The 11,112-nt window shown below is 38.8% G+C and carries 9 protein-coding genes; all 9 read left to right on the forward strand.

Annotation, left to right across the window (positions count from 1 at the left end):
- The first annotated feature begins 106 nt into the window (after window positions 1-106).
- The 9 genes from BFU02S_RS11820 (at window position 107) to BFU02S_RS11860 (ending at window position 11,026) form a co-directional block, all read left to right on the forward strand.
- Window positions 107-823, forward strand: a complete 717-nt coding sequence (locus BFU02S_RS11820) for a response regulator transcription factor (RefSeq protein WP_066370794.1) — start codon at window positions 107-109, stop codon at window positions 821-823.
- The gene (gene pnpS / locus BFU02S_RS11825; RefSeq protein WP_066370798.1) at window positions 820-2,637 is read left to right on the forward strand and encodes a two-component system histidine kinase PnpS; all 1,818 of its coding nucleotides are present in this window, start codon (window positions 820-822) and stop codon (window positions 2,635-2,637) included. Before BFU02S_RS11820 ends, pnpS begins: the two co-directional genes overlap by 4 nt.
- Window positions 2,600-5,236 (forward strand): DNA polymerase I, encoded by a 2,637-nt coding sequence (polA, locus tag BFU02S_RS11830; RefSeq protein ID WP_066370799.1) that lies wholly within the window; start codon window positions 2,600-2,602, stop codon window positions 5,234-5,236. Before pnpS ends, polA begins: the two co-directional genes overlap by 38 nt.
- A 177-nt stretch (window positions 5,237-5,413) precedes the next feature.
- Window positions 5,414-5,734: a metal-sensitive transcriptional regulator gene (locus BFU02S_RS11835; protein WP_066370802.1), complete on the forward strand. Its 321-nt coding sequence runs from the start codon at window positions 5,414-5,416 to the stop codon at window positions 5,732-5,734.
- Window positions 5,735-5,748: 14 nt separating this feature from the next.
- A complete protein-coding gene (gene copZ / locus BFU02S_RS11840; protein WP_066370807.1) occupies window positions 5,749-5,955 on the forward strand; it encodes a copper chaperone CopZ in 207 nt (68 codons plus the stop codon).
- Window positions 5,956-6,034: 79 nt separating this feature from the next.
- Window positions 6,035-8,239 carry a heavy metal translocating P-type ATPase gene (locus BFU02S_RS11845; protein WP_066370809.1) on the forward strand — a complete coding sequence of 735 codons (2,205 nt, stop codon included), beginning with the start codon at window positions 6,035-6,037 and terminating at the stop codon, window positions 8,237-8,239.
- Between the two features lie 83 nt (window positions 8,240-8,322).
- Window positions 8,323-9,192, forward strand: coding sequence for a bifunctional DNA-formamidopyrimidine glycosylase/DNA-(apurinic or apyrimidinic site) lyase (gene mutM, locus BFU02S_RS11850; protein WP_066370811.1), 870 nt, complete (start codon window positions 8,323-8,325; stop codon window positions 9,190-9,192).
- 39 nt (window positions 9,193-9,231) lie between these two features.
- Window positions 9,232-9,837, forward strand: a complete 606-nt coding sequence (gene coaE, locus BFU02S_RS11855; protein ID WP_066370814.1) for a dephospho-CoA kinase — start codon at window positions 9,232-9,234, stop codon at window positions 9,835-9,837.
- 160 nt (window positions 9,838-9,997) lie between these two features.
- Window positions 9,998-11,026, forward strand: a complete 1,029-nt coding sequence (locus BFU02S_RS11860) for a glyceraldehyde-3-phosphate dehydrogenase (protein ID WP_066370817.1) — start codon at window positions 9,998-10,000, stop codon at window positions 11,024-11,026.
- Window positions 11,027-11,112 lie beyond the last annotated feature (86 nt).

Here is an 11,112-nt window from a genome sequence, read left to right on the forward strand (position 1 = left end):
CAGCCCCTTTTTTTGTTTTTTTAACGTACTACTTTGACATCCTAAAAACTAGATTATCTGTGTTTCTTATATATATAATGAAGGTATCAATCATGTGGGGGTTTTTATGAAGAATAAGGTACTTGTTGTTGATGATGAGTCATCGATTGTGACGCTGTTAAAATATAATTTGGAGCAGGCTGGTTTTATGGTCATAACCGCTATGGACGGTGAAGAAGGGAAACGGTTAGCTGAATTGGAGGCACCGGATATTATTGTGTTAGATTTGATGCTGCCAAAGCTGGATGGAATGGAAGTTTGCAAGCAGCTTAGGCAGGAACGCATCATGACGCCGATTATCATGTTAACGGCAAAAGATGATGAGCTTGACAAAATATTGGGACTTGAATTAGGTGCAGACGACTATATGGTGAAGCCGTTTAGCCCGAGAGAAGTCATAGCTCGTGTAAAAGCGATCCTTCGAAGAGCGCAAATACAGTCGAATACAGTTGAAGAAGTCGAGGATGTCAGCACGAATATCCAAATTGGCAACTTGACCATCTATCCTGAAAAATATGAAGCCTATTTTAAGGGGAATCGACTTGATTTAACCTTAAAGGAATTTGAATTGCTTCTTTATTTATCACAAAATAAAGGGCGTGTTTTAACACGCGATCAATTATTAAGTGCAGTGTGGAATTATGATTTTGCGGGCGATACTAGAATTGTGGATGTGCATATTTCCCATTTACGCGAAAAAATTGAAGAAGAAACCAAAAAGCCGGCCTATATTAAAACCGTTCGCGGATTAGGCTATAAATTGGAGGAACCTAAAATAGAATGACAGAATTTCGCTCGAGGCTCTTGATTGCCCTGATTACCTTAATTATTTCTGTCTTGGTCGGCCTCGGGATTTTACTGGGGCAGTTATTTAAAAGTTATTATTTGCAATCCTTTAACGAGCGCCTAAAACTCGAAAGAAACCTTGTAAACATTTATATTCAGGAAATCGGTGGAGTATCCGCCTTTAATAAACAAGAGATTTTAAAGATCAGCGGGATGTTAGATGTCAGAATGACGATTACTAATCCGAACGGAAAGATTTTGTACGACAGCAAGGGGCCTTCCAATAAAGACACAGGGAATCTTGATAAAGTGATCCACGAAGCAATCAAAATTGGCCCAAAAGCGCAAGACAGACTAGAAGAAGGCGATGGTTTTGACCTGCATTATTATTGGAAACCTATTATTAAAAACGGCCAAACGGAAGGTTACATCTTTCTTAGTACAAAAACAAATGAAGTAAAACAAGCATACGGACAAATCTGGTTGATTCTTTCGATCAGCCTTGGAATTGCTTTGATCGTCATTATTTATCTGGGAATAAGAATTACTGCAAGGTACACCAAACCTATTGAAGCCGCAACAAATGTGGCGATGGAACTGGCGAAGGGGAATTACTGGGCAAGGATACCGGCTGCCACATTAGATGAGACCGAAATGCTGGCTGCTTCTATCAACATACTGGCGGAGAATCTGCAAGAGCTTGTAAAAGCGCAGGAGATGCAGCGGGACCGTTTAAGAGCTTTAATAGAAAATATGGGGGCGGGGCTGCTTCTGATTGACAGCCACGGGAGCATTAATCTGATTAATAAAGGATATATTGATATTTTTCAGGTGGATCCGGTGGATTGTATCAATAAACAGTATTATGAAGTGATTGAACACCAAGAAATTTGCCAGCTTGTGGCAGAAGTCTTCCGGACAGAACAAAAAGCCAGCAAACAATTAGAGATACCGATCTTGATTGAAAAAAGATATTTTGTTGTTTACGGTATTCCGATTATTGGTACAAACCACGTCTGGAAGGGTGTATTACTTGTTTTTCATGATATCACCGAACTGAAAAAACTCGAGCAAATGCGTAAAGACTTTGTTGCCAATGTTTCCCATGAGCTAAAAACTCCCGTCACATCGATCAAAGGATTTACCGAAACGCTTCTTGACGGGGCTATGAACAATAAAGAAACACTGGTAGATTTCCTTTCGATAATTTTAAAAGAAAGTGAGCGCCTGCAATCTCTTATTCATGATTTGTTAGAACTGTCGAAAATAGAGCAGCCTGGTTTCGCATTAAATATGCAGGAATTGAATTTAACGGAATTACTGGAGAATGTCATTACCCTTTTAAGCGGAAAAGCTCAGGCAAAGCACATTCGTCTTGAATTCCATCATAAAGAAAGCCTAACGATAAATGGAGATGTTGACCGGCTGAAACAAATATTTCTTAATGTAATCGGCAATGCAATTTCCTATACACCTGAACATGGCAAGGTAACCGTGTTCCTTGTTGACCATGGCGAAATGGTACGGGTGCATGTAAAAGATACTGGGGTGGGGATTGAGAGAGAGGAAATTCCCCGGATATTTGAACGGTTTTACCGCGTGGATCGGGCAAGAAGCAGAAATTCAGGCGGTACCGGACTTGGACTGGCGATCGTGAAACATTTAGTAGAGGCACATCATGGTCATATTAGGGTGATAAGTGAAGTTGGGCAAGGGAGTGAATTTATTATTGAATTGCAAAAAATTAACCAGAAATATTTGGATGGTGAGATAAATGGAAAGAAAAAAACTGGTACTGATCGACGGGAATAGTATTGCTTACCGGGCTTTTTTTGCCCTCCCACTTTTAAATAATGAAAAAGGCATTCACACGAATGCTGTATATGGTTTTACCATGATGCTGATGAAAATCCTAGAGGAGGAACAACCCACTCACATACTGGTAGCATTTGATGCTGGAAAAACAACCTTCCGCCATAAAACGTTCGAAGAATACAAGGGTGGAAGGCAAAAAACACCGCCGGAGCTGTCTGAGCAATTCCCGTTCATTCGCGAATTGCTTGATGCGTACGGCATTGCCAGACATGAGCTGGAGAATTACGAAGCAGACGATATTATTGGGACTCTTTCACTACAGGCTGAAAAAGATGGTTATGAGGTAAGGGTCATTTCTGGTGATAAAGATTTAACCCAGCTCTCCTCGCCACATACCACTGTTGGAATTACTAAGAAAGGAATCACGGATATTGAAGAATACACCCCTGAACATATCAATGAAAAATACGGCTTAACTCCAGAGCAAATCATTGATATGAAAGGACTGATGGGAGATTCTTCAGATAATATTCCAGGTGTGCCTGGTGTAGGTGAGAAGACGGCAATTAAGCTGTTAAAGGAATTTTCCACGCTTGAAAATTTGCTGAATTCTATAGACCAAGTAAGCGGAAATAAATTAAAGGAAAAGCTTGAGGAATTTAAAGATCAGGCACTTATGAGCAAAAAGCTGGCCACTATTGAAAGACATGCACCGATTGAAGTAAAATTAACGGACATTTCTTATAAAGGTTTTTCAAAAGAAAAAGTTGTTCCCTTATTTAAGGAATTAGGTTTTTCTTCATTGTTGGAAAAACTGGGTGAAGGTGCCGACAAAGAGGAACAGGCAAAACTCGAACAAGTCGAATATGAGATTCCTGAAGAAATCACGGAAGATGTATTTGCAGATGAAAATTATTTTTATGTAGAACTGCTCGATGATAATTATCATCTTGCCGACATTATTGGCTTTTCCGTTGTCAATGAAAAGGGATGTTTCTTTTTGCCGGCTGAACAAGCATTACATTCAGAAGCATTTAAGAATTGGGCGGAGGATGAAACAAAAAAGAAAACCGTTTATGATGTTAAACGGTCAGAGGTTTCTTTAAGAAGACATGCTATTCATTTAAAAGGAGCCTATTTTGATGTTTTGATGGCCTCTTATCTGATTAATCCATCAGATACATTAGAAGATCTTGCGGCAATGGCCAAGAAATATGAACTCCCATCCCTGCAATCTGATGAAGCGTTTTATGGGAAAGGGGCTAAACGCAAGGTTCCTGACCAGCAATCTCTGGCAGAACATTTAGTCCGAAAAGCTTTGGCAATGTCCCAACTAAAAGACCTGTTAGAAGATCAATTAATGTCAAATGAACAACATGAGTTATTTAAAAAACTGGAGATGCCGTTATCACTGATCTTGGCCGATATGGAATGGTACGGAATTAAGGTAGAACGTAAGCGTCTGCAGGCAATGGGACGAGAACTCAATGAACGGCTCTTGGAAATCGAAGAAAAGATTTGCGAATTGGCAGGAGAAAAATTTAATATTAATTCGCCAAAGCAGTTGGGCATAATTTTATTTGAAAAATTAAATTTACCGGTCATGAAGAAAACAAAGACTGGTCATTCCACTTCGGCTGATGTATTGGAGAAGCTTTCCGGTCAGCACGAAATCATTGAGCATATTCTTCTCTACAGACAATTAGCCAAGCTGCAATCTACTTATATCGAAGGTTTGTTGAAAGTCATTGATCCTAAACAAGATAAGGTTCATACAAGATTCCAGCAAACATTGACAGCAACAGGCCGATTAAGTTCGATTGATCCGAACCTGCAAAATATCCCGATCCGGCTTGAAGAAGGCCGCAAAATTAGGCAGGCATTTGTGCCGTCAGAACCTGGGTGGGTGATTTTTTCGGCGGATTATTCACAGATCGAACTCCGTGTACTTGCCCACATTTCCGGAGATACAAAGCTTATACAAGCATTTAAAGATGACATGGATATTCATACGAAAACGGCGATGGAAGTATTTCATGTCGATAAGGATGATGTAACTGCCGACATGAGACGTCAGGCCAAAGCGGTGAACTTTGGGATCGTGTATGGAATCAGTGATTACGGACTTTCTCAAAATTTAGGGATTACTAGAAAGGAAGCGGGACAGTTTATTGAACGGTATTTGAACAGTTATCCTGGTGTTAAGGATTATATGGAAGAAATTGTTCATTTTGCTAAACAGAAAGGGTATGTCACAACACTGCTGCATAGAAGAAGATATATTCCGGAAATCACCAGCCGTAATTTTAATCTTAGAAGCTTTGCGGAAAGAACAGCAATGAATACACCGATTCAGGGAAGTGCTGCCGATATCATTAAAAAAGCGATGATTGATATGGATGAAGCCTTGCATGATAAAGGATTAAAAACACGGATGCTCTTGCAAGTACACGATGAATTAATTTTTGAGGCACCTGAAGAGGAAGTGGAAATACTAAAAACATTAATACCGCTAGTAATGGAAAATTGTATCGAACTGTCAGTGCCGTTAAAAGTCGATTACTCATACGGACCCACTTGGTTTGATGCGAAGTAGTGCAAGAAAGGGGCGTCCATAGCCTATCTTTTATAAGACCCTAACAAAGGTTACTTCAATAATTATGAAGCTTTCGGAAATATTATTGGGGCTAACCTTTGTTTAATATAAATTTTTTAAAAAAAATTTGACATACTAAAGGGGGGTATAGTATAATGAGATTACGGAGGCGATAGAATGGATGAAAACATAAATCATGATTGCTGCCATCCTGAGGAAAGGAAAAGTCATCATTCGGATAAAGTTAAGAAAAATTTGATTACTCGATTAAACCGAATCGAAGGTCAAATTCGAGGGATCAAAGGATTAATTGAAAAAGACACTTATTGCGATGATGTTATTAACCAAATTGCTGCTACACAGTCTGCTTTAAACAGTGTGGCAAAGATTCTTCTGGAAGGGCATTTAAAGACTTGTGTATTGGAACGAATTAATGAAGGCGATACAGAAGTGCTAGACGAGGTAATGTTAACGATTGAAAGATTATTAAAAAAATAAAAGGAGCATTATAAATGGAAAAGGTAACGTTAAAAGTGAATGGCATGTCATGTAATCATTGTGTGAATGCAGTTGAAGGAAGCGTAGGTAAATTAGAAGGTGTGAAAACAGTCAAAGTTCATTTAAAAGAAGGAAATGTCCTTGTAGAATTTAATCCATCGGAAGTTTCATTAAGCAAAATCAAAGAAACCATCGATGAACAAGGCTACGATGTTGAATAGTGAAAAAATAACGTGCTTTTCAGGCGCGTTATTTTCGATAAAATATATACCCCCTACCTGTATAAGAGAGGTGATTTAGATGAGCAAGGAACGAAAGGAAACAAATTTTCAAATTACAGGAATGACTTGTGCTGCCTGTGCCAATAGGATTGAAAAGGGGTTAAATAAACTTCAAGGGGTTAACGATGCGACTGTTAATTTAGCTTTGGAAAGGGCAACTATAGAATATAATCCATCTTTGATTAGTATGCAAGACATTATAAAGCGTGTAGAAACGTTAGGATATGGAATCATTTCGGAAGCGGAAAATGGTACGAACCGCCGTGAAAAAGAAATAAAAAAACAACAAGGGAAGTTTATTGTTTCAGCGATCCTGTCTTTTCCGTTATTATGGGCAATGGTAAGTCATTTTTCATTTACGTCTTTTATTTATCTTCCAAAGATTTTAATGAACCCTTGGGTGCAATTGGTTTTTGCCACTCCCGTCCAATTTATAATTGGGAAGCAGTTTTATGCGGGGGCTTATAAAGCATTAAGAAATAAGAGCGCAAACATGGATGTTCTGGTTGCTTTGGGAACATCGGCTGCTTATTATTATAGTCTCTATGAGACCTTAAAAACAATTGGTGCCCATAGACAAATGGTTGATTTGTATTTTGAAACAAGTTCGATTTTGATTACCTTGATCCTCTTAGGTAAGCTATTTGAAGCCAAGGCAAAAGGACGCTCATCGGAAGCTATAAAAAAACTAATGGGTTTACAAGCGAAAACAGCTATTGTCATTCGAGATGGAATGGAGAAAGAAATACCACTTGAAGAAGTTGTTGAAGGTGACATGGTTATCATCAAGCCAGGTGAAAAAGTACCAGTTGACGGTGAAATCCTGGAGGGGCAATCATCATTAGATGAATCCATGCTAACTGGTGAAAGTGTCCCGGTGGATAAGACCGTGGGGGATTCTGTAATTGGGGCTACTATTAATAAAAATGGCTTTTTAAAAGTCAAGGCAACTAGAGTGGGGCGAGATTCCGTGTTGGCTCAAATTATTAAAGTAGTGGAAGAAGCTCAAGGTTCAAAGGCACCGATTCAACGACTGGCAGACCAAATCTCTAGTATCTTTGTTCCGATTGTAATAGGGATTGCTGTTGTCACTTTCTTGATTTGGTTGATATGGATTAGTCCGGGAGAGTTCGCTAATGCCCTTGAAAAATTAATTGCTGTTCTCGTTATAGCGTGTCCGTGTGCTTTAGGTTTAGCCACTCCTACATCCATTATGACTGGTTCAGGGAGAGCTGCTGAGTACGGGATTCTCTTTAAAGGAGGAGAACACCTTGAAAGAACTCATAAAATAGACACGGTCATCTTAGATAAAACTGGTACTATAACTAAAGGGCTTCCTGAGTTAACCGATGTGATTGTATACGGAAATATGGATAAGAAAGATTTCCTGTCCTTCATAGCTTCTGCTGAGAACAAATCTGAACATCCATTAGCACAAGCAATCGTGCAAGGAGTTAAGAATAAAAATATTCCACTGAAAGAGGTTCAAGAATTCGCAGCCATTCCAGGTTACGGAGTCAAGGCGATTGTAGAAAATAAACAAGTTCTTATAGGTACCCAGAGACTCATGAACAATGAAAATATAGATGTAACACAAGCATTAGCAGACATGGAATCCCTTGAATTGAACGGCAAGACAGCAATGCTTGTAAGCATAGATGGAACATATGCAGGTATTTTAGCAGTAGCGGATACCATTAAAGAGACATCAACAGAAGCCGTTTGCCGTCTAAACGAGTTAAATCTAAACGTCATCATGATAACAGGAGATAATTCACGAACAGCTGAGTCTATTGCCAAGCAGGTTGGAATCGACCATGTAATTGCTGAAGTTCTTCCAGAGGGAAAAGCAGAAGAAGTCAAAAAACTTCAAAAAGAAGGCAGAAAAGTAGCCATGGTCGGTGATGGGATGAATGATGCACCAGCTCTGGCTGTTGCCGATATAGGAATAGCTTTGGGTACAGGAACGGATATAGCAATGGAAGCAGCTGATATCACGTTAATGAAAGGGGATTTAAATACAATAGCAGATGCCGTTTTAATAAGTAAGAAAATGATTCGGAATATCAAGCAAAACCTGTTTTGGGCTCTGGCTTATAATTGTATCGGGATCCCGATTGCTGCAATGGGATTCCTAGCTCCGTGGATAGCAGGTGCCGCTATGGCTTTTAGTTCCGTATCGGTAGTATTAAATGCTTTGCGTCTCCAAAGGGTAAAGCTCTAGATAAGTGAATTTAATAAGTGGTATGATAAAAGGAAAAGTTAAGGCTCTTGTTCAGGAGTATGTAATAAGGAGGGATGAGTGACATGCCAGAAGGTCCTGAAGTCCAGCAAGTATTGAATACTTTAGAACCCAAAATATTAAATAAAGAAATTATTCATATTGAAGTTTTCAAGCCCAAAATCACCATCCCCCTAAAAGGGAAAGGCAGACAGGACGTTTTTGTACTTACTAAGCGATTAGAAGGAGCGGCTTTTCGAAGACTTGAGAGAAGAGGTAAGTATTTGGTTTTTCATTGTGAGCAAAAAGATGCTTCCATTATATATATGTTGTCACATTTAGGAATGACGGGCGGTTTTTTTACGATCACTTCATTCGACCAGATACCTGATCATTATAGAAATCATGTTCATATAATATTTACTTTAAACAATGGTACGCTGCTTGTTTACTCAGATCAGCGGAGATTTGGATGGGTTGGAGCATTAACAGAAGATGAATACCTTTTATATAAGCCTGTTCAAAATGTGGGTCCTGATCCATCGGACCCAGATGCAGATATACGATTTCTAGAAAACATGAGAAAAAAACAAAATGTTAACAAATCAATTAAAACAGTGATCATGCAGCCTGCTACTATTCAAGGGGTGGGCAATATTTATGCTGCAGAATGTCTATTTATGGCAAAGATCCATCCATTGACGCTCGTAGGAGAAATTCCCGACGATAAATTGTTGGAGTTGTTAAAGCATATAAAGGAAACCTTTGAGCTGGCTATAAGGTTAGGTGGTTCGTCCATTAGGGATTATGTTAATTCAGAAGGAAAAAAAGGTACATTTCAAGAATTACACAAAATGTACAATAAAAAGATTTGCCCTGAATGTGGAGGTGACATTGAAAATATAAAAATTGACAACCGGTCTTCTTTTTTTTGCCCAAATTGTCAAAGACTCTAATCGGAGTCTTTAAATTATAATGCCAGAGAGGAATAAAATATGACATTAATCATTGGATTGACTGGCGGGATTGCCAGTGGAAAGAGTACGGTATCGAATATGTTCAAGGCCATGGGGATTACCGTGATCGATGCAGATGTAGAATCACGAAGGGCCGTTGAAATAGGTGAACCTGCTTATTTTAAAATCATTGAGGAATTTGGAAAGGACATTTTATTAGAAAATGGCGACATTGACAGGCAAAAATTAGGCGGAATTATTTTTTATCAAGAAGAAAAAAGACAGATATTAAACAAAATCGTCCATCCAGAAGTCAGGAAAAGAATGTTTACAGCAATTGAAACTGCAAAGCAGAACAAAGAAGCCGTGATGGTTCTTGATATACCATTATTATTTGAAAGCGGACTGACCTTTATGGTGGATAAAACTATCCTTGTATATGTTGACAGCAATACGCAGGTAACAAGGTTAATGAATCGGAATCAACTTTCATTGGAAGATGCACAAGCACGGATCCATTCCCAAATGCCTCTGGAGGAAAAGGTAAAATTAGCGGATGCTGTGATTAATAATAATGGTCCGATCGAAGATACCAAAAAACAGCTCCTAGAGATATTAGCCGGCTGGGGCATCCATAAAGATTAATGCAGGAAGGAGTTTCCTTCCTTTTTTGTTTACAGTATTTTTCTGAAAAATAAAACTTTAAACAATCCGCTTTTTATTTATCACAATTGATTTTAAATATGTTATACTAATACCATGAAAACAAACTAAAAAGTATAACATTAATGGAAGGGGCCGCAATATGAAGGCGAGATTGGCAATTAACGGATTTGGTAGAATCGGAAGGATGGTTTTCAGACAAGCGATCCTTGAGAATAAACTGGAGGTTGCTGCAATCAATGCCAGCTACCCAGCAGAAACATTAGCACATTTAATTAAATATGATACAATACATGGAGTTTTTCCAGAGGAAGTAATTCCTTTAGACGATGAGCTACTTGTGAACGGAAAGCGCATTAAGCTCTTAAATAACCGCAACCCGGAAGAGCTTCCTTGGAAAGAGATGGAGATTGATATTGTCATTGAAGCCACTGGGAAATTTAACTCTAGAGAAAAAGCAGCACTGCATTTAGCAGCGGGCGCGAAAAAAGTCATTTTAACAGCACCTGGCAAAAATGAAGATGTAACGATCGTAATGGGAGTAAATGAAGAGATGCTGAATATTGAACAGCATGACATCATTTCTAATGCATCTTGTACAACCAATTGCCTTGCACCGGTAGCAAAAGTATTGGATGATAAGTTTGGAATTGAAAGCGGATTAATGACGACCGTTCATTCTTATACAAATGACCAAAAAAATATTGATAATCCGCATAAAGATTTACGGCGGGCACGTGCATGCGGACAATCTATTATTCCGACAACAACTGGAGCGGCAAAAGCATTATCACTTGTTTTGCCCAAGCTTAAGGGCAAACTGCATGGAATGGCTCTTCGCGTTCCGACTCCTAATGTTTCACTTGTCGATTTAGTAGTAGATTTAAAGCAAGATGTCACCGTTGATGAAATTAATCAGGCGTTCATGGAAGCGTCTAGAGGTTCATTAAAAGGAATTTTGGATGTGACAATGGAACCGTTAGTATCAATTGATTTTAATACCAACTCGCATTCTGCAATCATTGATGGCCTTTCCACGATGGTAATGGGAACAAGAAAAGTCAAAGTGCTCGCTTGGTATGATAATGAATGGGGATACTCTACTCGTGTCGTAGATCTGACCTTGCACGTAGCATCGGAAATGGCTAAATTGAACCAAGTCAAAGTTTGATAAAAAAATGCTGTCTTCTGACGGCATTTTTTTACCTTATTTACGATGCTTTTTTTGATTTTCGATAAAAAAATTTTAAAATGGGG

This window comes from Neobacillus fumarioli NBRC 102428, assembly GCF_001591485.1.
Classification (GTDB): domain Bacteria; phylum Bacillota; class Bacilli; order Bacillales; family Cytobacillaceae; genus Neobacillus; species Neobacillus fumarioli.